The sequence below is a fragment of the Pseudomonas sp. AG1028 genome, from assembly GCF_007993955.1.
In the GTDB taxonomy this organism is placed as follows: domain Bacteria; phylum Pseudomonadota; class Gammaproteobacteria; order Pseudomonadales; family Pseudomonadaceae; genus Aquipseudomonas; species Aquipseudomonas straminea.
Map to the genome: position 1 here is coordinate 314,691 of NZ_VIVP01000005.1, position 21,906 is coordinate 336,596.

The window sequence follows — 21,906 nt, forward strand, 5'->3', positions numbered from 1 at the left end:
GATCAACTCGTCGATAACGCTTCGGCGGGTTTCTTGTCCTTCCTGGCGCGCAGCAGGCTGTAGGCGTGCCAGAGCACCGACAGCGCCGCCAAGCCGAGGAACAGCGCCGAGATCGGGCTGGTCAGGAAGGCGGTGAAGCTGCCGTCGGAAAGCATCAGCCCGCGGCGCAGGTTGGTCTCGGCCATCGGCCCGAGGATGAAACCGATGATGAACGGCGGCGCAGGCATGCCGGCCTTGATGAAGCCGTAGCCGAGGATGCCGAACAGCAGGATGCTCCAGGCATCGAACAGGCGGCTGTTGAGGCCGAAGGCCCCGACCACGCAGAGCACCAAGATGATCGGCAGCAGGATGTGCTTGGGCACCGACAGCAGCTTGATGAAGATGCGCAGGCCGTAGAACTCCAGCACCAGCATGATCACCGTGGCCAGGATCAGCGCGGCGAAGATGGTGTACACCAGCGGCCCCTGGGTGATGAACAGCAGCGGGCCGGGCTGGATGCCGTGGATCAGGAAGCCGCCGAGCAGCATGGCGGTCACCGTGTCACCCGGAATGCCGAGGGTCAGCAGCGGCACCATGGCGCCACCGATGGCCGCGCTGTTGCAGGTTTCGCTGGCCACCACGCCGCCAGGGTTGCCCTTGCCGTAGGAGTCCGGATCCTTGGCGCGCTTCTTCGCCACGATGTAGGAAATGATGTTCGAGGTGCCCGAACCCACGCCCGGCAGCACGCCGATGCCGAGGCCGATCATCGCCGAGCGGAAGGCGTTGCGCAACTGGCCGACGAATTCCTTCAGCGAGAAGCCGAAGCCGCGCACCTTGGACATGTCCAGCGGCTTGACCTTGGTCATGCCGGCGTGGCGCCCGGTCTCGGCCAGGCGAATCACCTCGGCCACGGCGAACATGCCGATCATTACCGCCAGCATGGCGAAGCCGCCGTTGAGGTTGGACTGGTCGAAGGTGAAGCGACGAATCGCATCCACCGGGGCGATGCCGACGGTGGAGAAGGCGAAGCCCAGGGCGCCGGAGAACACGCCCTTGGTCAGCGAGCCGGTGGACAGCGTGGCGATCAGGGTCAGCGAGAAGATGGCGATGGCGAAGTATTCGTGGGGGCCGAAGCTGAGCGCCACCTTGGCCAGCATCGGGGCGATGAACATCAGCGCGCCGATCCCGAAGAAGGTGCCCAGGAACGAGAACACGATACCGATGCCGAGGGCCTTGAAGCCTTCGCCCTTTTCCATCATCGGCCCGCCATCGAACACCGTGGCGATCGAGGAGGGCGTGCCGGGAATTTTCAGCAGGATCGACGGGATCAGGCTGCCGGAAATCGCCCCCACGTAGAGCGCTACCAGCAGCGACAGACCGGCGGCCGGGCCCATGGTGAAGGTCAGCGGCAGGCACAGCGCCACGGCCATGGTGGCCGAAAGGCCCGGCACGGCGCCGAAGATGATGCCGACCACCACACCGATGGTGATGAGGATGAAGATCTGCAGCGAGAAGACGGCGGCGAAGCCGTGTGTCATCAAGTCGAGCATGGCGCGCCTCCTAGATGTTCAGCACGCCGGAGGGCAGCATCAGATCGAAGCCCTGGCGGAAGATGAGGTAGATGACGATGGCCGAGATGATCGCCGTGATTGCGTAGGTCACGTGGCCGATCTTCTGGCCGTGGGGCGTCAGCACGATGAACTGCAGGTACAGGTAGATCGCCGTGACGATGGGAAAGCCGATGGGCTCCAGGGTGGCGATGTAGGCGGCGATCAGCGCCAGGGTCTTGATCACCGTGCCGTATTCGGAGACCTCGCCCTTCTTGTCGTCGGCCGGGCTATCTGCGGCCGGCGCGTTGCGAAAGCCGAATACCAGCTGCAGCACGCCCAGCCCGCACATGAAGATCGCCAGTACGTAGGGCACGAATGCGGCGTCGATGAACGACTTGCGCGGCAGGCTCATGGTGGCCAGCAGGTAAGCGATGCCAGCGGCCAGCATGAAGCCGCCGGTGATCAGCTCTTTTCGCTTGAAAGCATCCACAGCGAACTCCTATGGATCGGGGAATGAAAAAGCCGCAAGCGTGGGCTTGCGGCTGCAGGGATCAGTTCGATTGCCGCAGGGCGTCCTTGAACTGCATGAACTCCTCGCGGTGCTCCTTGAGCATGGCGATGGCGTCGTCCGTGCCGTAGTAGGCCACCGGCTGCTTGTAGGTCTTGGCCAGTTCCTCGCCGTAACTGGGGATCTCGGTGATCTGTTTCATGACCTCGGCCATCTTGGCGACGATGGCGGCGTCGGTGCCTTTGGGAAAGGCGACCACGTAGGGCTTCTCGACGATCAGGTCGACGTCCTTCTCGCGGAAGGTGGGGATGTCGCCGACCAGCGGGTTGCGCGCCTCGTTGGGCTGCGCCAGGGCGTTCATTGCGCCGCTCTGGATGTAGTCCTGCAGCGCGCCGTAGCTGATCGCGCCCATGTCGATGCGCCCGCCCAGCAGCGCGACGATGCGCTCGGCCACGGTGCCGGTGTCGATGTAGCGCAGCTCGGTCCCGGTGCGCTTCTCGAACATCAGGCCCTGCAGGTGGGAGAAGTTACCCATCTCGGTGCCGTAGGAGATGCTCTTGGGCTTTTCCTTGGCCTGGGCGATCAGCTTCTCGACGCTGTCGATGCCCGACTGCTTGGAGGCCACGAAGATCGATGCCTTGTCGACGCCGGCGATGCAGGAAATGTCGAAGGCGTCATAGCTGTCTTCACTGAGGCCGGCGACTTCGTTGACGATCAACTGGCCGGTGTGGGTGAACAGGATGGTGTGGCCATCGGCAGCCGATTCCTTCACATGGGACGCCGCTACGGTACCGCCACCGCCGCCCATGTTGGTGATCACCATCGGCTTGCCGGTGATCTGGGTGAAGTACTTGGCCATCATGCGGGCGTTGAAGTCGGTGTCGCCGCCGGCGTTGGCCGGCACCACCACCTGCACCGCACGGGTCGGCCAGTTCGGCTCCTGGGCGTAGCTGGTGGCGGAAGTGGTCAGCAGGGCTGCGGACAGCAAGGTCGCGGACAGAATTTTATTCATTGGAAGTTCTCCGATAACGCCACGCCTGAACAACTCGATGGCTTGTTTTCAGCGCGCACTTAATAGGAAGCCCAACCCGCCCGATAATTAATCAGCAGGTAAGTCATATGGCGATTGGGGATGGGGAGGCGGCGTTAGTGCCGGTCTGGACTGCTGCGGTTACTCATGGCGAGAGCGGATCCTATGATTATTATTAGTTAGTGTCGTACGTTGTCGTATGACGACAAGAGGATGATTGTCTGCGCTGTTCGGCCTGTCAATAAAGCATCTTTCGATAACCCGATTCATAATGTTTAATTTTCATAACTTTCTGATTAATAACTAGTTTATTAAATGTTTCATTATCTTTCTTATATATGGATTTAGATATTGATCATTAAGTAGGCGGATTCTTGCCGATTGATAATCCGTTGATGGGCGGATTTTTGCCGATTTAAATTTCGTTATACGATGACTTATGATTGATCGGCGCCAGTAACTTGCTTGGCCGAACTTTATTTGGCGGCTCGATAAGTCTTGCCATGTATTGCCCCCAGCGCTGAGTTCATCTGCCGAGGCCTGGGTAAGGCGGTCTCTCTCCCCGGCTGTCGAGTTCGCACTGTCGAGTCAGCGGCCATTCTGACCATTCCCTGCGGAGTACCCTTGCATGAGCCACCTGCCAGCCGAATTGCTACGGACCCTGGGCGAGATCGTCGGCCCGGCCGGCCTGATCGATGACCCTGCCGCCATGCAGGCCTACCTCAGCGACTGGCGTAACGCCTACTGCGGGCGCGCCGCGCTGGTGGTGCGGCCGGCCTCCGCCGGGGAAGTCGCTGGAGTGGTTCGTGCCTGCCACCAGGCCGGCGTGGCGCTGGTGCCACAAGGCGGCAATACCGGCCTGTGTGGTGGGTCGATCCCCGACGACTCGGGGCACCAGGTGGTGCTGTCGCTGACCCGCCTGACCCGGATTCGTGACGTCGATGCGGGTAACGAAACCATCACCGTCGAGGCCGGCGTGGTGCTCCAGCAGGTGCAGGAAGCCGCCGCCGCGGTGGGCCGCCAGTTTCCCCTGTCGCTGGGTGCCGAAGGCAGTTGCACTATCGGCGGCAACCTGGCGACCAACGCCGGCGGCACCGCCGTGCTGCGCTACGGCAACATGCGCGACCTGACCCTAGGCGTCGAAGTGGTGCTGCCCGACGGGCGACTCTGGAATGGCTTGCGCGGCCTGTGCAAGGACAACACCGGCTATGACCTCAAGCACCTGTTCATTGGCAGCGAAGGCACTCTGGGCATCATCACTGCGGCGGTACTCAAGCTCTACCCGGCGGTGCGCAGCCGCACCACGGCCTGGGTCGCGCTGTCCAGCCCGCAGGCGGCGGTGGCGCTGATCGGTCGTATGCGCGCGTTGTGCGGCGATCGGCTGACCGGGTTCGAACTGATGTCGCGGCAGAGCGTGGCGTTCGTGCTGCGCCACGTACCGGGTTGCAGCGATCCCTTCGCCGAGGAGCATCCCTGGTACGTGCTGATCGAACTTAGCGACACGCTGCCCGAGGCGCCACTCAACGCCATGCTGGAAAGCGGCCTGGGTGCAGCATTCGAGGAAGGTGAGGCGCTAGATGCCGTGGTGGCCAGCAGCGAGGCGCAGGTCGCGGCGTTGTGGAAGCTGCGCGAGGGCATTTCCGAAGCGCAGAATCACGAGGGGCCGAGCCTCAAGCACGACATCAGCGTGCCGGTCAGCTCCATCCCCGCCTTTATCGCCGAGGCGGACGAACGCCTGCAGCAGGCGTTTCCCGGTGTGCGCATCGTCTGCTACGGCCACGTCGGCGACGGCAACCTGCACTACAACATCAGCAAACCGGTGGGCAGCGAGGATGAGCCGTTCAAGGCCCAGGCCGAGGCGATCATGCAGCAGATCTACGACGTGACCGCGGCGTTCGCCGGCAGCATCAGCGCCGAGCACGGCATTGGCCAGGCCAAGCGCGAGGCAGCGCGGCGCTACAAGGACCCGCTGGAGCTGGAACTGATGCGCAGCCTCAAGAACGCGTTCGACCCGAGCGGGCTGATGAACCCCGGCAAGCTGCTCTGAGCTGGCGTCTGGAGTTCGCGCTGGGCCTGGCGGATACTGCGGGCCTCCCGTAACTGCAACAAGGACCTGCCGTGCGCCTGCTGCTACTGCCCCTGCTCGCCATCGCCTTGCCAGCGCTGGCCGATGTGCGTATCGACGATCTCACCGACAAGCGCAGCGACTGGGAAACCTACCGCTTTCCGCTGCTGGTTGGCGACAGCCCGGCCATCGCGCGTATCAACACCTTCCTGCATGTACGCGAACTGCAGGCGTTGCCCGGCCGCTTCGCCAAGTCGCCGTTCGAGAAGGTGCGGCCCAAGGAGGGCGAAATCGGTGGCGTGAACAGCCTCGATTATCAGGTGGTCGGTCAGGGCCCGGGCTATCTGTCGCTGAACGTCGACAGTGAGTACACCGCTGCCTACAGCAGCCAGAATTCGACTGCCTACAACTTCGACCTGGCCAGCGGGCGACCCATCGGCCTGGCGCAGTTGCTCACTCCTCAAGGGCTGGCGCGTCTGCAGACCGAGCTGCAGGGCAAACGGGCCAAGCGCATGCAGGACTTTCTCAAGGCCATGCCGCCCAGCAAGCCGGTGGACTCGGACGAGCTGAGCGACGATGAGCAGCAGCGGGAAGACCAGCGCGAGCTCTACAGCGAATGCCTGGAGAGCCTTGGCGAGGCCAGCTTCGACTTCGACCGCCTGCAGCTGGGCACAGACAGCATGACGGTGATTGGCGGCAGCTGCGCCAACCACGCCAGCCGCGCGCTGGACGAGCTTGGCGAGTTTCCCGAGAGCATCAGCTACCAGGCCCTGAGCGCCGACATGAGCTCCTACGGCCGCTGCCTGCTGCTGGAAAAACGCAGCGACTGTGCTCTGCCGGCGAATAGCACGGCGCAGGGCGTTTACCACGGCAGCCTCGGCGCCTATCCGATCACCCTGGTGATCGAGCAGCTTTATAGCGACCGCAGCCTGACCGCCAGCTACTTCTACGACAAGCACGCCAAGTACATCGAGCTGGGCGGTGAATTCCAGCAGGATTCGCTCACCCTGCACGAAAGCGGCGAACCGCCGGCGCGCTTCGAGCTCGAATTCCAGGCCGACGGCAGCCTGACCGGCACCTGGCAGCAGGGCGAAAAGCGGGCGCTGGCGGTAAAACTCACCCCGTAACATACGACGAGGATGGCTTATGTGGCATCTGGTCTGTGGTGACAATGCCGTCGCCGGCGTCACCCATGTGATCGGCCAGGAGGCCGCCGAAGCTGGCCTGCGTGTGCTGCGCGACGACCTGGCCGTAGGCCCGCTGGGCGATGTCGACACCCCGCCCTGTGCGGCACGCGCGGCGTTCTGGCGTGGGGTATGGCCGGCGGGCGTGACGCCGGTACCGGATTTCGAGGCGGACCTGCCCGCCGATGCGCAGTGGCTCGCCGATCTGGCCCGTCAGCAGCGGCCGGTGACCGTCTGGCACGGCGACAGCGCCAGCGAGCAATTGCTGCTGGCGCGGGTGGCCAATGCTCTTGAAGGTAGCGGCGTCGCGCTGATCGAGGTGGCCTGCGGCACCGGCAACAGCTGGGTGCAGAGCCGCAAGGCGGTGGCCATGCATGCGCCGCAGGCGCTACTGGAGCTGGCCAACCCGCAGCCGGTCGGCCCCGAACGCCTCGCCGAGCTGGCGGCGCAGTGGCGTGCTGCGGTCACCGATGGCGGGCTGATCCATCGCTGGCAAACCGGCGCGTTCAGCGCTGAGGACTACCAGTCCATCGACGCGGCGCTGCTGCGCCACGCTCGCGCCGAGCCACAACCTTTGGCACGGGTGATGGCGGAGGTGATGGCGCGCTGCGACGGCTTCTTCGCCACCGACTTCTTTCTGTTCTGGCGTGCCCGCGAGCTGGCCGGCAGCGGCCAGCTGGTGCTCGGTGGTGAGCCGGGCGATCACGGTTACTCGGGCCTGCAGGTGCGCCGTAGCAGCTGAATCAGCTGTTGAAGAACTCACCCGGCGTGGCGCCGAACTGCTGGCGAAAGGCGGCGATAAACGCCGAAGTGGAGTCGTAACCGCAGAGCAGGGCGACGTCGGTGACCCGTTCGCCGCGCTCCAGCGGGGTCAGCGCGCCGAGTAGGCGCAGGCGCTGACGCCAGGCGCGGAAGGTCAGGCCGGTGTCGCGCAGAAACAGGCGGCTGAGGGTCTTTTCCGATACGCCAAGCTCGTCACCCCAGGCGGCCAGGGTGCGGTCGTCGTCGGGCCTGTTCTGCAGGCGGCTGCAGAGTTTTTTCAGCCGCGCATCACTCGGCAGCGGCAGCGACAACAGCACTTCCGGGGCCGCGCGCAGGCGGTCGAGCAGCACCTGGGCCAGGCGGCCGTCCGGGCCATCTTCGTCGTACTCCACCGGCAGTTCGCAGAAGCTGCGGATCAGCTCGCGGGTCAGCGCATCCACGCCCAGCACCCGGCAGCTCTCGGCGACGCTTTCGGGGTTCTCGTCCTGCAGATACAGGCTGCGCATTTCGGTGTTCGGCGAGCTAAGCACCTCGTGCTCCAGGCCGGCGGGAATCCAGATGGCCCGCTGTGGCGGCGCGACGAAGCTGCCGGCGGCGGTGCGCACGTGCAGTACGCCCTGGATGGCGTAGGTCAGCTGTACCCACGGATGGCTATGGCGGGGCGTGCCGGTCTGGCGCAGTAGTGACTCGTTGCGCGCATAAAGCGGGCGGGGCAGGCGTTCCAGCTGGGGAATACTGCGTTCGGCGATGCTGTTCTGTCCGTTAGGCGACATGATCTGACTTTATGGCGTTAGTCGGCAATTGCCGCTCAGAGTAGAGTGGCGCCCTTTCTGTGGCAACTTTGCCATCGCCTGCCCGGAGTCCTGCCCATGGCCCGTTCCCGTTTACTGCCCGACAACTTCACCCTGACGCTGATCGCCGTCGTGCTCACCGCCACCTTCCTGCCGGTCAGCGGCCAGGCGGCCGTGGCGTTCGGCTGGATCACCAACCTGGCCATCGGCCTGCTGTTCTTCCTGCACGGCGCCAAGCTGTCGCGCGAGGCGATCCTCGCCGGCGCCGGTCACTGGCGTTTGCACCTCTTGGTATTCAGCTGCACCTTCATCCTCTTTCCGCTGCTCGGCCTGGCACTCAAGCCGCTGCTGTCGCCGCTGATCGGCACCGAGCTGTACCTGGGCATGCTCTACCTGTGCGCGCTGCCGGCCACCGTGCAGTCAGCCATCGCCTTCACCTCGCTGGCGCGCGGCAATATCCCCGCCGCGATCTGCAGCGCGGCGGCGTCCAGCCTGTTCGGCATTTTCCTCACCCCGCTACTGGTTGCGCTGCTGATGGACGTGCACGGCAGTGGCGGCTCGATGCTCGACGCCATCGGCAAGATCACCCTGCAACTGCTGGTGCCCTTCATCGCCGGGCAGATCGCCCGCCGCTGGATTGGCGCCTGGGTCGGCCGCAACAAGAACTGGCTCAAGTATGTCGACCAGAGCTCGATCCTGCTGGTGGTTTACACCGCGTTCAGCGAAGCCGTGGTCGAAGGCCTGTGGAATCAGGTGTCCTGGCCGACCTTGGGTCTGCTGATCCTCTCCTGCTGCATTCTGCTGGCCCTGGCGTTGGGCATTACCGCGCTGCTCGGCAGAGTGTGCGGCTTCAACCAGGAAGACCGCATCACCATCCTGTTCTGCGGCTCGAAGAAGAGCCTGGCCACCGGCGTGCCGATGGCCCAGGTGCTGTTCGCCGGCGGCAGCATCGGCCTGATGATCCTGCCGATGATGCTGTTCCACCAGATCCAGCTGATGGTCTGCGCAGTGCTCGCCCAGCGCTATGCGCGCCGCCCGGAAGTCGCCATCGAGGCACAGGCCGCGCAGCCTGCGCCCGTCGCCAAGGCGCCGTGACGCGTATCGCGCCGAGGCCCGCTAGAACAGTTTGTGCACGAAGCTGAGCACGAACTTGTTGCCCTCGGTACGGTTCTCGGCGTCCTGCTCGAAGTAGCTGTTGGCAGTCACGATGGTCTCCTTCGAGAAGCTGTAGGTCAGGCCCGGCCCGATGGCCCAGACCTTTTCACGACGGCCGCTGACATCGCGGCCGTCGATCTCGGTATCCGTGATCTGCTTGAGCCAGTAACCGGTCAGGCCGACGCTCAGTTGGTCGGTGAGTGCGTACTGAGTGGCGAAGTTGGCATGCAATGCCTGGCCGGCCTGGGTGCTCGACACGTCGCCGAACGACGTTAGTGGATCACGGTTCTTGGCATTCCACAGGTACCAGAAGCGCCCGCTCACCGACCACCTGGGTGTGAACCAGTAGGTCGCCGCGTAGTAGGGGTTGAACGACCAGAAGTTGCTGCCCGGGTTGACCGCCTTGTCGCGGTCGTAGGCGCCGGTGGGGAGGATCACTTCGGCTTCGATACGTTGGGCGAACAGCGGCGAGCCGTCAGCGCGAGTACTTACCGGCGATTGCAGGAAGGCCCCCAGCACGATGTCGCCCACACCTTCGCGCGAGCTGAGCACGGCGTTGTCGAGGCCGTCGTCCAACTTGGCGTGGGCCAGCCAGGGCACGATCACCGTGGCGCCGGGCATCCAGCCATTGGCCAGCGGCTGGGCCAGGTGGATGTACTGAGTGACCGGCGCGAAGGTTTCGATTTCCTGCTTGGGCAGCGGCAGCTTGTCGCCGTTCTGGTCGTTGAAGCGCGAAGCCTTGCCGTAGACCAGATACTCGACCACGTAGCCGCCCGGCCCGCCGGGCAGTGGCGCGCCGTCGTAGAAACTGGTGGAGCCAAGGTTGACCGTGGGCAGGTCGTAGGCCTGGGCGGTGCCCGCCAGGGTAGCCAGGCCGAGGGTCAGAGCCGAAAGACGTGATGCGTGCATGGTGGTGATCCTTCTTGTTGTTTTGGTAGATCGCTGTGCCGCGTTGGCGCGACTCACACGTAGCTGGCTGCCAGCCCGCCATCGACCGGGATGTTGGCGCCGCACACCCAACGCGCCGCATCCGAGCAGAGGAACAGCACCACTGCAGCTACTTCGTCGGCCAGGGCCGGGCGTTTCATGTGGCGGCCGTCGCGCTCCAGGCGTTCATCGCTGAGCATCTGTACGAAGTCGCCGAGGATCGGCGTGAACACCGGGCCGGGGGCCACGCAGTTCATGCGCACGTCGTGCTCGCGGAACCAGGGCGAAGCGTTCTGGTACGACCAGACGATCAGCGCCTCCTTGAAGTACTGGTAGCAGGTGGCCTGCTCGACCGGATTGGCATCCAGCCAGTCACTACCGGCCTCGAAACCCGCGGTGGCGGCCAGCGCTTTGTGGGCTTCAAGGCGCTGCTGCCATTCGGCGCCAAGAATCGACGCAGCATTGACGATGCAACCGCCAGCCAGACGCGGCAGCAGGCCTTCGCTAAGGTGACGTAGGCCCAGGTAGTTGACCCGGCCGACCAGTTCGGCGGGCGCGGTACCGGGCACGCCGGCGATGTTGCACAGGCCGTCGATGTGCCCGGGCAGGCGGGCGATCACCTGGTCGATGCTCGCCGGGTCGCCCAGATCCACCTGGTGATAGGCGTGCACGCTGATCTGTGGCTCGTTACGGTCCAGAGCGATCACCCGCGCACCGGCGCAGCGCGCCAGGCGGGCGACTTCGGCGCCGATGCCGGAAGCGGCGCCGGTGACGATCAGGGTCTTGTCGTGCAGATTCAGGTTCATGGTGCGTCCTCTTGTTCTTGTTGTGAGTCAGTCGGGTGAGACGTCAGAAGGGGTACTGCGGCGGCGTGTCCTTGACCGTCACCCACTGCCACTGCGTGAACTCGTCCCAGTTGGCCGGGCCGCTCATGCTGCCGCCGTTGCCGGAGTTACCGCGGCCGCCGAACGGGTTGACGCCGTCGTCGTTCACCGTCTGGTCGTTGATGTGCAGCATGCCGGCGCGCAGCTGGGCGCCGACCGCCATGGCGCGGCCCACGGAGCACGAGATCACTGCCGCGGCGAGGCCGTACTCGGTGCGGTTGGCCAGGTCGATGGCCTCTTCGTCGTTGGCGAAGCTGGCCACGCAGGCCACGGGACCGAACATCTCGGTATCGAAGGCCGGCATGCCCGGCGTCAGGTGGCTGAGCACGGTGGGTTGGTAGAACAGGCCGTCGTACTGACCGCCGGTATGCAGATGAGCGCCGGCCACCACGCTGTCGAGCACCAGTTGATGGGTACGCACCAGCTGGTTCTCGTTGATCATCGGGCCGAGCTGCACATCGCCGCCGGCCGGGTCGCCGACACGCAGGTGCCGGGCGCGCTCGACCAACCCTTCGACGAAACGCTCGTGCAGCGACTCGTGCACCAGGATCAGCCCACTGGCCATGCAGATCTGCCCCTGATGAAGAAAGGCGCCCCAGCTGGCGCAACTCAGGGCGCGCTCCAGGTCGGCGTCGTCGAGGATGATCAAAGGGTTCTTGCCGCCGAGCTCCAGGGCCACCTTTTTCAGGTGGCGGCCGGCGGTTTCCGCCACCTTGCGGCCGGCAGCGGTGGAGCCGGTGAAGGAAATCATCCGCACGTGCGGGTCGCTGCACAGCGCCGCGCCGGCATCGGCGCCGCCGGGCAAAACGTGCAGCACGCCCTCGGGCAGCCCGGCCAGCTCGAACAAACGGGCGATCAGGAAACCGCCGGCAATCGGCGTCTGCGGATCAGGCTTGAGCACCACTGCATTGCCGGCGGCGAGGGCCGGCGCCACGGCGCGGATCGACAGGATCAGCGGGAAGTTGAATGGCGAAATCACCCCCACTACGCCGTGGGGCAGACGCCGTGCGTAGGAGAGCGTGCCGGTGTTGCTCGGCAGTACCAGGCCGTGGGGTTGCATCACCTGGCCGGCGGCGAGCTGCAGGAACAGCACCGCTTCGCGCACCTCATGCTGGGCCTTGGGCAGGATGCCGCCGGTTTCCCGGGCGATGAACAGCGCACACTCGTCTGCCTGGGCCTGCAGTAGCTGAGCGGCGCGCAGGAAGATATCGGCGCGCTGGCGCGGTGGCACAGCCTCCCAGGCTGGCTGTTGGGCGGCTGCCGCGGCGGTAGCCATGGCGACGTCCTCAGCGCGAGCCTGGCCGGTGGTGGCCAGACACTTACCGGTAGCCGGCTCGCTGACTTCGTTACGCCCGCCCGCTATTGGCGTGCGCCAGGTGCCGGAAAACAGCCGGGCCTCCCAGATCTGCTCATCCAGCAGGGCAGGGTTCGATTCTGAACGGGGCAGTCGAGACATGGTGTCTCCTTGGAGTATTGTTGTTTTGAGTGATGTGCCGATGGCATTGACACTGATCGCAAGGAGCGTGCCCAGCCGTATCGCGGTATTGGGTGGCGCAGAGAATCCATAACAATTTCAATAAGCTGGCTGTATTCATCGAATTTCTACGATCCATCAGGTGTGGTTTTGAAAGGCTCGCTGTTAAGCAAATGAGCAATCCAGAGCCTGCCCGCCACGGATCGAAGTGATGAATTGCGTAAGCGAGGAGTCGTGCGTGATCGATACCCGTCGTATTTCCCTGGATGCGTTGCAGATCACCGAAGTACCGCACTACCGAGGCGCCAGCGATGCGCTGGACTGGCAGAGTGCGCCGACACTGCGTGACCTCACCGAGTGCCTGTTCTTTTCTCCGGGGGACGGACGCATCTGGCTCAACGATCAGCGCATGGTGCTGCTGCATTGCGAGGCATTGGGCGCGCTGCGCCGCGAGCTGATCGACAGCCTGGGCATGGAGCGCGCCCGCGGTTTGTTCACCCGCGTTGGCTACCTCTCCGGCGCCCGGGATGCGCGCCTGGTGCAGCAGCGCTGGGCAGGCGCCGAGCCGGCCTCTATATTCGCCGCCGGCATCCGCCTGCATGGGCTCGAAGGCATGGTCAAGGTCGAGCCGCTGCACTTCGAGTTCGATGTCGACCGCGGCCACTACGACGGCGAATTTCTCTGGCACCACGCCCACGAAGACGACGAGCACATCGCCGCCTACGGCATCGGCAACGACCCGGCCTGCTGGATGGAAATCGGTTATGCCACCGGCTACGTAAGCGGGCTGTTCGGCCGCCTGGTGGTGTTTCGCGAGGTGGAATGCCGCGCCATGGGCCATCAGGTGTGCCGCGTGCTGGGCAAGACCGCCGAGCTGTGGGGCGATGTGGAAGAGGACCTGCGCTATCTCAACGCCTCAGCCGAGGAAGGCGAGGGCGGCGGCCTGGAACGCGCCGCCTACCAACCGTTGCCGGCCAGCGCGGGTGAAACCGACGAAGGCCGCATGATCGGCGCTTCGGCTGCCTTCAACGCCGCCTTCCAGTCGCTGCAGCGGGTGGCGCGCACGCCGGCCACGGTGTTGTTCGGCGGCGAGTCCGGGGTCGGCAAGGAACTGTTCGCCAGCAACCTGCACCGCATGAGCGAGCGCCGTGATGGGCCGTTCGTGGCGCTCAACTGCGCGGCCATCGCTGAAAGCCTGATCGAGGCCGAACTGTTCGGCGTCGAGCGCGGCGCCTTCACCGGCGCCAGCCATTCGAGGCCTGGCCGCTTCGAGCGCGCCCAGGGCGGCACGCTGTTTCTAGACGAAGTCGCCTGCCTGAGTCTGCCGGGCCAGGGCAAGCTGCTGCGCGCCCTGCAGGAGCGCGAGATCGAACGGGTCGGCGGCACTTCGGTGATCAGCGTCGACGTGCGGGTGATCGCCGCCACCAACGTCGACCTGCGTGCGGCGGTGCGCCGTGGCGAGTTTCGCGAGGATTTGTACTATCGCCTCAACGTCTACCCGATCCATATTCCGCCGCTGCGCGAACGGCGCGACGATATTCCGCTGCTGGTGGATTTCTTCATGCGCCGCTACTGCGAGCGCTACGGGCGCACGCCGGTTGGCCTGACCATGCGTGGCCTGAAGGCGCTGCTCAACTACAGCTTTCCCGGCAATATCCGCGAGCTGCAGAACCTGATCGAGCGCGGGGTGATCGCCAGTAACGACGGCGCACCCATCGATCTCAACCACCTGTTCCGCGACGAGGAGCTGCCGGCCGAGTTCTATTCGCTGTTGCAGCAGGGGCGCCTGGTACAAGACCAGGAGCAGCCCGGCGAGGTGGATCTGCTGACCCGCCTTGGCTGCCCGGATTTGCCTGATGCCAGCCTGTCGCTGGAGGCCGTTGAAAACCAGCTGCTGGAGCAGGCCCTGCAACGCAGCGCCGGCAACCTGGCTGCAGCGGCGCGGCTACTGGGGTTGAGCCGGGCGCAGTTTGCCTATCGGCTCAAGCGGGCGCGGGGAAGCTGAGAGCGTTCGCGGGCATGGTCCGCTCCCACAGGATTCGAGCCCGACACCGAATTGTCGGTATCCATAGATCCCTGTGGGAGCGCGCCATGCGCGCGAAGCGATATCAAGGGCTAGACTGACCTCGCTGAATCAACACGGAGGTCGATTCATGCCGATGCCATCGAAACCGGGCTATCGCGCCCTGCGTAGAGGCCGCGCTTCCTGCCCAGGAACGGCCTATCTGATCACCACCATCACCCGTGACCGTCAGCCGATATTCAGCCACTTCCCCGCTGGCTGTGCGGCTGCCCGCTGCTTTGAAACCCCCGACGCTCCTGCGCGACAGCCATATGCTGGCCTGGGTGCTGATGCCGGATCATGCCCATTGGCTGATTCAACTGGGCGAGGTGGACAGCCTGGCTGCTTTGGTGAATCGTCTGAAATCGTCGAGCAGTCGGTTGGCTGGAAAGCGCGCGGGCACCGAGAGGGGGATCTGGGTGGCTGGGTTCCACGATCATGGGCTGCGCGCCGAGGAGGATTTGCTCGGTGTGGCGCGCTATATCGTGGCCAACCCGCTGAGGGCGGGGTTGGTCAGGCGTATTGGTGACTACCCATTTTGGAATGCGGTCTGGCTTTAGGGTTGAGGTGACTGCCTTATTTTTCGCGGGCATGGCCCGCTCCCACGGAATCTGAGCGCCCCGCCAAACCTGTGGGAGCGGGCCATGCCCGCGAAGGGCCTATCGAGCACCATCAATCTCACTGACAGCACGCGATAGGCCATTCACCTCAAGCCGGCGCCTTCTCCCGCTCCTTTTCCGACGGCTCCTCAATCCGATACCACGCCACATACAGCGCCGGCAGGAATAGCAACGTCAGAAGGGTGGCGCTGAAGATGCCGCCGATCATGGCGTAGGCCATCGGGCCCCAGAACACTTCGCGGGCGATGGGGATCATGCCCAGGCTGGCGGCAGCGGCGGTCAGCAGGATCGGGCGGCGGCGATGGTGGGTGGCGTCGATCACCGCTTGCCAGGGCGAGTCGCCAGCGCGTTCGAATTCGTCGATCTGGGTCACCAGAATTACCGAGTTGCGGATGATGATGCCGATCAGCGCCAGTACGCCAAGAATCGCCACGAAACCCAGCGGCGTGCCGGTCGGCACCAGGGCCAGCACCACGCCGATCAGGCCCAGCGGCGCCACGCTGAACACCAGGAAGGTCTTGGCCACGCTGTGCAACTGGATCATCAGGAAGGTGGCCATCAGAAACAGCATCAGCGGCAGCACGCTGGCGATCGGACCCTGGGCCTTGCCGCTTTCTTCCACGGTGCCGCCGGTGGCGACGCTGTAGCCGTTGGGTAGTCCATCGGAGAATTTCTGGATGTCCGGCGCCAGGTTGGCGACCAGGTCGGTGGGCTGGATGTCGCTGACTACGGCGGCCTTGAGGGTAATGGTCGGCTTGCGGTCGCGACGCCACACCAGCGGTTGCTCCAGCTCGTAGCCGACGGTGGCGAAGGCGCGCAGCGGAACGGCCACGCCATTCGGGTTGACGATCTGCAGGTTCTCCAGGGTTTGCGGCGAGCTGCGTTCGCTGTCTTCGGCGCGGCCGATCACGTCGATCAGGTAGATGTCGTCCTTCACCTGGGTGACCGTATTGCCGCTGACCACGCTGTTAAGCAGGTTGGCGACGTCCTCGGAAGACAGCCCGAACTGGCGCGCCTTGTCCTGGGCGACGTCGATGCGCAGCACCTTACCGGGCTCGTTCCAGTCGTAAACCATCTCGCCGATGTCCGGGTTCTTGTCCAGCAGGGTGGCCAGCTCCAGGGCGTGCTTGCGCACCTGATCGACGTTCGGCCCGCTGATCCGGTACTGGATCGGCCGGCCCACTGGCGGACCCATCTCCAGCGGCTGCACGAAGGTGCCGATGCCGACGAAGTCCTCGCGCAGGCGCTTGTTGAGCTTGGCCACCAGGCGGTCGCGGGCATCGATGTCCTTGGCGACGATCACCAGCTGGGCATAGAAGGGGTTCTGCAATTGCTGGTCGAGCGGCAGGTAGAAGCGCAGGGCGCCCTGGCCGATGTAGGTGCTCCAGCGGGCGATGTCTTCATCGCCCTCCAGGGTGGCTTCGAGGCGGTCGACCTGGGCGCGGGTCTCGTTGATCGAGGCGTTCTGCGGCAGGTTGAGGTCGACGAGCAGCTCCGGGCGATCCGAGGCAGGGAAGAACTGGCTTTGCACCATCGTCATGCCGGCCAGTGAGGCGGCGAACAGGGCGATGGTCAGGCCGATGGTCCACCAGCGGTGCCGCATGGCCAGCAGCAGGCCGCTGTCGAAGGCTCGGGCAATGCGGCCCGGGCCTTTTTCCTTGGCCTGCAGGCGCTTGGGCAGGATGTGCACGGCGATCACCGGGGCGAACACCACGGCCACCAGCCAGGACAGCAGCAGTGCCACGGCGATCACGGCGAACAGGGTGAAGGTGTACTCGCCCGCCGAGCTGGAGTTGAGGCCGATGGGCACGAAGCCGGCCACCGTGACCAGGGTGCCGGTGAGCATCGGAAAGGCCGTGGAGGTGTAGGCGAAGGTGCCGGCATCGTGCAGCGAGTCGCCTTTCTCCAGGCGGGTGACCATCACTTCGACAGTGATCATCGCGTCGTCGACCATCAGCCCGAGGGCGATGATCAATGCACCCAGGGAAATACGCTGCATGGTGATGCCGCTGTATTCCATGAACATGAACACCATGGCCAGCACCAGCGGAATCGAGCAGGCGACCACCAGGCCAGCGCGGATGCCGAGGCTGACGAAACTCACCAGCATGACGATCACGACCGCTTCGAACAGCGCACGGGTGAAGCCGCTGACCGCCTCTTCGACCACCTCGGCCTGGTCGGACACCACGTGCACGCCCACCCCTACTGGCAGTTCGGCGGTCATCTCGTCCATGCGTGTATGCAGAGCCTTGCCGAAGGTCTGGATATTGCCGCCGTCGCGCATGGCGATGGCCAGGCCGATGGCCGGTTTGCCGTTGTAGCGGAACAGCGCTTGCGGCGGGTCGACGTAGCCGCGGGTGATTTCCGCGATATCGGTCAGCCGGTAGAAGCGGTCGTCCAGGCGCAGGTTGACGTTGCGCAGGTCGGCTTCCGAGGCGAACTGGCCGCTGGTGCGCACGGAAATCCGCTCCGGCCCGGCTTCGATCACCCCGGACGGCGTGACCGCGTTCTGCGCCTGCAGGCTCTGGATCACCTGGCTCTGGTCGATACCCAGGGAGGCCAGCTTGCGGGTCGAGAAGTTGAGGTAGAACACCTCGTTCTGCTGGCCGACCATCTGCACCTTGCCCAGGTCCGGCACGCTACGGATCTCGGCGCGCACTTTTTCCACGTAATCGCGAAGCTGGCGCATGCTCAAGCCGTCACCGGTGAAGGCGTAGATGGAGCCGAACACGTCGCCGAATTCGTCGTTGAACGACGGGCCTTGCAAGCCTTGGGGAAACTCACCGCGAATGTCGTCGATCTTCTTGCGGACCTGGTACCAGATGTTGTCGATGTCGCCAGCGCTGGTGGTGTCGCGCAAGAACACCATGACGGTCGACTCGCCGGGCCGTGTGTAGCTCTTCACGTAGTCGAGCGAGTCCAGTTCCTCGAGCTTTTTCTCGATGCGGTCGGTGACCTGGTTGAGGGTTTCGTCCACCGTGGCGCCCGGCCAGCGAGTCTGAATGACCATGGTCTTGATGGTGAACGCCGGGTCTTCCTCGCGGCCCAGGTTCATGTAGGAGATCACGCCCATCAGCAGCGACACGAACATCAGGTACCAGACGAACGACTGGTGGCGCAGCGCCCAGTCCGAGAGGTTGAAGCCGTCCTTGCGCGGCGCCTGCTGGGTCATGGTGCGACGCCCTCATCGATGCGGATCTGCTGGCCGTCCCTGAGTTCGCTCAGGCCGGCGCTGACTACCTTGTCGCCGGCCGCAAGGCCTTCGACGCTGATCTGTTCGCCTTCGCGGCCGACCACCTGCACGGTGCGCGGGTGCACGGTGTTGGCCTGGGTGTCGATCACCCATACGCGGCTCTGGCCGTCGACTTCCTGTACGGCGGCGGCCGGCAACAGGCTGCGCGGCTGCTGGGCGCGGGTCATGCTGATCGCCACCGCAGTGCCCAGGCGCAGGCCGGGCGGTGTTTCTTCCAGGGTCAGGCGGGCGCGGCGGGTACGGGTGGCGGCATCGGCGCGCGGCTCCAGTTCGCGCAGCCGGCCGCGGGTGGCGATGCTCGGGTCGAGCTGGGAGGCGACGTTGAACTGCACTTGATCGTCCAGGCCGTCGGCCAGCTCCACGGGCAGGTCGAACACCGCTTCGCGCAAGTCCGGGCGGGCCAGGGTGACCACTTCCTGGCCGGCGCCGACCACCTGGCCAGCCTCCACGTGCCAGGCGGTGACCACTGCATCGAAGTCGCTTTTCAGGGTGCCGTAGTTCAGCCGGTCGCGGGCCTGGCGGGTGGCCGCTGCGGCCTGGTCGCGGTTGCTGCGGGCGTTGCTCAGTTCGGTCTGGGCTTGCTCCAGGTTGGCCTTGGCGCCGACGCCGCGGTCGAACAGTTCCTGTTGGCGCCGGGCATTGGCCTGGGCGTTGATCCACTGCGCTTCGGCGCGTGCCTGGTCGCCTTCGCTGGCGCGCAGAGCGTTCTGCTGGTCGGTGGGGTCGAGGGTGGCCAGCGGCGTGCCGGCCGTCACTTCGGCGCCGGCGTCCACCATGCGATGGGAAACCCGACCGCCGACGCGAAAGCCCAGGGTGCTCTGCACCCGCGCCTCGATGGTGCCGGCAAAGCGGCCAAGCACCTGCTGGTCCTGCTGCTGCACTTCGGTGTAGAGCACCGGGCGGATCGGCTCGGGTTTCTCGTCTTCGGCGCAGCCGGCGAGCAGGGCGGCGAGCAGCACTAACGGGATAGCGCGCTTCATGGCTGCTGCTCCTGCTGTTGCTGCTGATTCTGTGCACGAGCCTCGGCGATTTCCACCTTCTGGCCCGGATGCAGCAGTTGCCCGCCAGCCACCACCACGCGGTCGCCGTCATTCAGGCCGGCGCGGATGATCACCTTGTCGGTCAGGTAGCGGCCGACCTGCACCGGGTGCAACTGCACGGTATCGTCCTCACCCAGGCGCCACACCGCGGGCTCGCTTTCCGCCTTGGTCAGCGCCGACCAGGGCAGCTCGACGCTGCGCACCACCGGGTTGCTGACATGGGCGCTGACCGCCGAGCCCAGGGTCATCGCTGCCGGCACTTCTTCGAGGCTGACCTTGACCTGCACCGTGCCGCTCTGCGCCGACACCTGCGGGTTGACCTCGCGCACCACGCCACGGGCGGTCACCTCGGGGTTGTCGAGCAGGCTGACCTGCACCGCCTGGCCAGGCTCGACCAGCAGCGCTTCAAAAACGTTGAACACCGCATCGCGGGCGCCTTCGCGGGCCAGGCCGAAGATCGGCGTGGCGGCCTGCACCACCTGGCCGACTTCGGCCTGGCGGGCGGTGATCACCCCGTCGCTTTCGGCGCGCAGCTCGGTGTAGCCGGCCTGTTCGCGGGCGTCGGCCAGTTGCGCTTCGGCGGCAGCCAGGCTGTTGCGCGCGCTGCGGTCGCTGGCCACGGCGCTGTCGTATTCACTGCGGCTGGTGTAGCCCTTGGGCAGCAGTTGCTGCTGGCGCCACAGGTTGGCGGCACTGAGCTTGACCTGGGCGCGGGCGGCTTCGGCGGCCGCTTCGGCGGAGCGCACCGCGTTGCGCTGGTCCTGCGGATCGAGGCGCGCCAGCACCTGGTCGGCCTTCACCGTGTCGCCGACATCCACCAGGCGCTCGGTGATCTTGCCGCCGACGCGAAACGACAGGTCGGTCTGCACCCGCGCCTGCACGTCGCCGGTGACGGTGGCATCCGCCGCGTAGTCCACCTGGCTGACGGTCGCCACCTTGACCCGCGGACTCTTCGGCGCGGGCGGCGGCTCGTCGCTACAGCCGGCCAGCAGCGCGAAAGCCAGCAGGGCCACGGCAAGGCGAGGCAACGCAGAGGTCGGTACGGGCGGCATGGAGGCTCCGGCACAGCAGGGACGCGAAGGTGTGTGCAGATGCGACCATGCCAGGCGACGAACGGTTCAGGCAACCGTTTCAGGGCAACGTGCGCCGGGTAGCGTTGCACTACCCGGGCTCAAGCAGCAGCGAGCCGAGGGCCGGCCCGCTGCTGCGGTCAGGCGGTGCGCTGCCGGGCTACGCGACGCCTGCGCGCCAGCAGCCAGACGATCAGCCCTAGGGCGACCAGCGCGCCGGCCAGCATGCCGAGGCGGGCCAGTAGCAGGAGGTTGGAGGCCGGGCCGCCCTGGCGGATGGTCTGCACATCGTCGGCGCTGACCGCCTGCTTGCCGTCGCCGTACTGTCGCACCAGGTAGTTAGCCAGCGCGGCGATCTCGTCGTTGTTCAGGCGATTGAGTGCATTAGGCTGGTCGCCAAATGGCGGCATGAACACGTGGCCCTGGGTGGTCTTGCGGTCGACTCCATAGAGGATGGTCGCCAGCAGGTTGCTGGTGTTCACGCCGGTCAGCGCCGAGTTGCTGAACAGGCTCGGGTAGTAGGCGTCCGTGGTGCCCTGGCCGTTGTAGCCGTGGCAGGAGGCGCAGCTGCCGGAGTAGATGCGCGCGCCCTTGGCGTCCTCGGCGTTTTCCACACCGCGCAAATCACTCAAGTGGTTGCCGGCCTGGCCCTGGTTGAAGCGTGACTGCTCGCCGCTGAAACCGTCGGCACTCGCTACGGCCGGCACGCTCATCACGTACTCGGCGATGGCGCGCAGGTCGTCGTCACGCAGGTGCTGGAAGCTGTGGCTGATCGCCTCGGCCATACTGCCGGCGGCCTGCGCCTTGCCTTCCAGGTGGCCGGTCTTGAGGTACTGCACCAGCTCATCGGCCGTCCAGCTGCCAATACCGCTGTTGCGGTGCGGCGTGATGTTCGGCGCGTACCAGGGGCCGACTTGGGCGCCGGCGAGGAACCTGTCGTTCTGCTCCTGCATCAGCAGGCCGCGCGGCGTGTGGCAGGTGCCGCAGTGCGCCGCGCCTTCGACCAGGTAGCGGCCGCGGTTCCAGGCGGCCGAGTGCTCGGCGTCATCGCTGAGCGGCTGGTCGTCGTGAAACAGCAGGTTCCAGGCCTTCATGGACAGGCGGATGTTCATCGGGAACGGCAGGCTGGTTTCGGCCACCGGCTCGTCGACCGGCGCCACGCCCTGCATGAAGTAGGCGTACAGGGCGTGCACGTCGTCATCGCTGAGCTTGGCGTAGGCGGTGTAGGGCATCGCCGGGTAGAGGTTGGCGCCGTCAGCGCGCACGCCCTTGCGCAGGGCGTCGGCGAACTGCTGTTCGGTGTAGTGGCCGATGCCGAACTGCTTGGACGGGGTGATGTTGGTGGCGACGATTTCGCCAACCGGCGAGGCCATCACCAGCCCGCCGGCCATCGGCTTGCCGCCATGGGCGGTGTGGCAGGCCACGCAGTCCGACGCGGTGGCGGTGTACTCGCCACGCTTGACCAGCTCCTCGGGGAAGCTCTGCGCGGCGGCCAGGCCCGGTAGTACGATGAAAGCGGCGGCGAGCAGGGTGTTGAGGCGGTTCATGC

17 protein-coding genes are annotated in these 21,906 nt (G+C 65.5%); 6 read left to right on the forward strand and 11 right to left on the reverse strand.

What is annotated here, in order from left to right; genetic code table 11:
* Window positions 1–2: 2 nt before the first annotated feature.
* From FB481_RS10345 to FB481_RS10355, 3 genes are all read right to left on the reverse strand, one after another.
* On the reverse strand, window positions 3–1,529 hold the full coding sequence (locus FB481_RS10345; protein ID WP_013793433.1) for a tripartite tricarboxylate transporter permease: 1,527 nt from the start codon (window positions 1,527–1,529) through the stop codon (window positions 3–5).
* A 10-nt stretch (window positions 1,530–1,539) separates the two neighbouring features.
* Window positions 1,540–2,019, reverse strand: coding sequence for a tripartite tricarboxylate transporter TctB family protein (locus FB481_RS10350; protein ID WP_013793432.1), 480 nt, complete (start codon window positions 2,017–2,019; stop codon window positions 1,540–1,542).
* Between the two features lie 61 nt (window positions 2,020–2,080).
* The gene (locus FB481_RS10355; protein WP_147176271.1) at window positions 2,081–3,049 is read right to left on the reverse strand and encodes a tripartite tricarboxylate transporter substrate binding protein; all 969 of its coding nucleotides are present in this window, start codon (window positions 3,047–3,049) and stop codon (window positions 2,081–2,083) included.
* Window positions 3,050–3,695: 646 nt separating this feature from the next.
* Between FB481_RS10355 and FB481_RS10360 the strand changes: the two genes are divergently transcribed.
* The 3 genes from FB481_RS10360 to FB481_RS10370 all read left to right on the forward strand — a co-directional run bounded on the left by FB481_RS10360 (window position 3,696) and on the right by FB481_RS10370 (window position 7,058).
* Window positions 3,696–5,114: an FAD-binding oxidoreductase gene (locus FB481_RS10360; RefSeq protein WP_147176272.1), complete on the forward strand. Its 1,419-nt coding sequence runs from the start codon at window positions 3,696–3,698 to the stop codon at window positions 5,112–5,114.
* A 71-nt stretch (window positions 5,115–5,185) separates the two neighbouring features.
* Window positions 5,186–6,259, forward strand: a complete 1,074-nt coding sequence (locus tag FB481_RS10365; protein ID WP_147176273.1) for a hypothetical protein — start codon at window positions 5,186–5,188, stop codon at window positions 6,257–6,259.
* Between the two features lie 19 nt (window positions 6,260–6,278).
* Entirely contained in the window at window positions 6,279–7,058 is a 780-nt protein-coding gene (locus FB481_RS10370) for a DUF1835 domain-containing protein (RefSeq protein ID WP_147176274.1), read from the forward strand.
* A 1-nt stretch (window position 7,059) separates the two neighbouring features.
* On the opposite strand, the gene FB481_RS10375 is transcribed toward FB481_RS10370, so the two are convergent.
* A complete protein-coding gene (locus tag FB481_RS10375) occupies window positions 7,060–7,851 on the reverse strand; it encodes a helix-turn-helix transcriptional regulator (RefSeq protein ID WP_147176275.1) in 792 nt (263 codons plus the stop codon).
* 96 nt (window positions 7,852–7,947) lie between these two features.
* Between FB481_RS10375 and FB481_RS10380 the strand changes: the two genes are divergently transcribed.
* The gene (locus tag FB481_RS10380; RefSeq protein WP_147176276.1) at window positions 7,948–8,964 is read left to right on the forward strand and encodes a bile acid:sodium symporter family protein; all 1,017 of its coding nucleotides are present in this window, start codon (window positions 7,948–7,950) and stop codon (window positions 8,962–8,964) included.
* 21 nt (window positions 8,965–8,985) lie between these two features.
* Here FB481_RS10380 and FB481_RS10385 read toward each other — a convergent pair whose 3' ends face one another.
* Genes FB481_RS10385 through FB481_RS10395 form a run of 3 tightly spaced genes read right to left on the reverse strand, consistent with a single transcriptional unit; the run spans window position 8,986 to window position 12,291 of the window.
* On the reverse strand, window positions 8,986–9,933 hold the full coding sequence (locus FB481_RS10385) for a transporter (protein WP_147176277.1): 948 nt from the start codon (window positions 9,931–9,933) through the stop codon (window positions 8,986–8,988).
* A gap of 53 nt (window positions 9,934–9,986) precedes the next feature.
* Window positions 9,987–10,751 carry a coniferyl-alcohol dehydrogenase gene (locus tag FB481_RS10390; RefSeq protein ID WP_147176332.1) on the reverse strand — a complete coding sequence of 255 codons (765 nt, stop codon included), beginning with the start codon at window positions 10,749–10,751 and terminating at the stop codon, window positions 9,987–9,989.
* 49 nt (window positions 10,752–10,800) lie between these two features.
* Window positions 10,801–12,291 (reverse strand): benzaldehyde dehydrogenase, encoded by a 1,491-nt coding sequence (locus FB481_RS10395; RefSeq protein ID WP_147176278.1) that lies wholly within the window; start codon window positions 12,289–12,291, stop codon window positions 10,801–10,803.
* A 256-nt stretch (window positions 12,292–12,547) separates the two neighbouring features.
* On the opposite strand from FB481_RS10395, the gene FB481_RS10400 reads away from it, so the two are divergent.
* A complete protein-coding gene (locus tag FB481_RS10400) occupies window positions 12,548–14,314 on the forward strand; it encodes a sigma-54-dependent Fis family transcriptional regulator (RefSeq protein ID WP_147176279.1) in 1,767 nt (588 codons plus the stop codon).
* Between the two features lie 329 nt (window positions 14,315–14,643).
* The gene (locus FB481_RS23425; protein ID WP_306109834.1) at window positions 14,644–14,931 is read left to right on the forward strand and encodes a transposase; all 288 of its coding nucleotides are present in this window, start codon (window positions 14,644–14,646) and stop codon (window positions 14,929–14,931) included.
* A gap of 148 nt (window positions 14,932–15,079) precedes the next feature.
* On the opposite strand, the gene FB481_RS10410 is transcribed toward FB481_RS23425, so the two are convergent.
* From FB481_RS10410 to FB481_RS10425, 4 genes are all read right to left on the reverse strand, one after another.
* On the reverse strand, window positions 15,080–18,166 hold the full coding sequence (locus tag FB481_RS10410; RefSeq protein WP_147176280.1) for an efflux RND transporter permease subunit: 3,087 nt from the start codon (window positions 18,164–18,166) through the stop codon (window positions 15,080–15,082).
* A complete protein-coding gene (locus FB481_RS10415; RefSeq protein WP_093500793.1) occupies window positions 18,163–19,227 on the reverse strand; it encodes an efflux RND transporter periplasmic adaptor subunit in 1,065 nt (354 codons plus the stop codon). Before FB481_RS10415 ends, FB481_RS10410 begins: the two co-directional genes overlap by 4 nt.
* A complete protein-coding gene (locus FB481_RS10420) occupies window positions 19,224–20,339 on the reverse strand; it encodes an efflux RND transporter periplasmic adaptor subunit (protein ID WP_147176281.1) in 1,116 nt (371 codons plus the stop codon). Before FB481_RS10420 ends, FB481_RS10415 begins: the two co-directional genes overlap by 4 nt.
* Window positions 20,340–20,497: 158 nt before the next feature.
* The gene (locus tag FB481_RS10425; protein ID WP_147176282.1) at window positions 20,498–21,904 is read right to left on the reverse strand and encodes a cytochrome c; all 1,407 of its coding nucleotides are present in this window, start codon (window positions 21,902–21,904) and stop codon (window positions 20,498–20,500) included.
* Window positions 21,905–21,906: the final 2 nt, after the last annotated feature.

What these genes read in the sequence shown, in the direction of transcription:
- FB481_RS10415 (WP_093500793.1), bottom strand. Translation starts at nt 19,227, where the DNA reads ATGAAGCGCGCTATCCCGTTAGTGCTGCTCGCCGCCCTGCTCGCCGGC.
- FB481_RS10425 (WP_147176282.1), bottom strand. Translation starts at nt 21,904, where the DNA reads ATGAACCGCCTCAACACCCTGCTCGCCGCCGCTTTCATCGTACTACCG.
- FB481_RS10385 (WP_147176277.1), bottom strand. Translation starts at nt 9,933, where the DNA reads ATGCACGCATCACGTCTTTCGGCTCTGACCCTCGGCCTGGCTACCCTG.
- FB481_RS10370 (WP_147176274.1), top strand. Translation starts at nt 6,279, where the DNA reads ATGTGGCATCTGGTCTGTGGTGACAATGCCGTCGCCGGCGTCACCCAT.
- FB481_RS10375 (WP_147176275.1), bottom strand. Translation starts at nt 7,851, where the DNA reads ATGTCGCCTAACGGACAGAACAGCATCGCCGAACGCAGTATTCCCCAG.
- FB481_RS10395 (WP_147176278.1), bottom strand. Translation starts at nt 12,291, where the DNA reads ATGTCTCGACTGCCCCGTTCAGAATCGAACCCTGCCCTGCTGGATGAG.
- FB481_RS10360 (WP_147176272.1), top strand. Translation starts at nt 3,696, where the DNA reads ATGAGCCACCTGCCAGCCGAATTGCTACGGACCCTGGGCGAGATCGTC.
- FB481_RS10380 (WP_147176276.1), top strand. Translation starts at nt 7,948, where the DNA reads ATGGCCCGTTCCCGTTTACTGCCCGACAACTTCACCCTGACGCTGATC.
- FB481_RS10345 (WP_013793433.1), bottom strand. Translation starts at nt 1,529, where the DNA reads ATGCTCGACTTGATGACACACGGCTTCGCCGCCGTCTTCTCGCTGCAG.
- FB481_RS23425 (WP_306109834.1), top strand. Translation starts at nt 14,644, where the DNA reads ATGCTGGCCTGGGTGCTGATGCCGGATCATGCCCATTGGCTGATTCAA.
- FB481_RS10420 (WP_147176281.1), bottom strand. Translation starts at nt 20,339, where the DNA reads ATGCCGCCCGTACCGACCTCTGCGTTGCCTCGCCTTGCCGTGGCCCTG.
- FB481_RS10355 (WP_147176271.1), bottom strand. Translation starts at nt 3,049, where the DNA reads ATGAATAAAATTCTGTCCGCGACCTTGCTGTCCGCAGCCCTGCTGACC.
- FB481_RS10410 (WP_147176280.1), bottom strand. Translation starts at nt 18,166, where the DNA reads ATGACCCAGCAGGCGCCGCGCAAGGACGGCTTCAACCTCTCGGACTGG.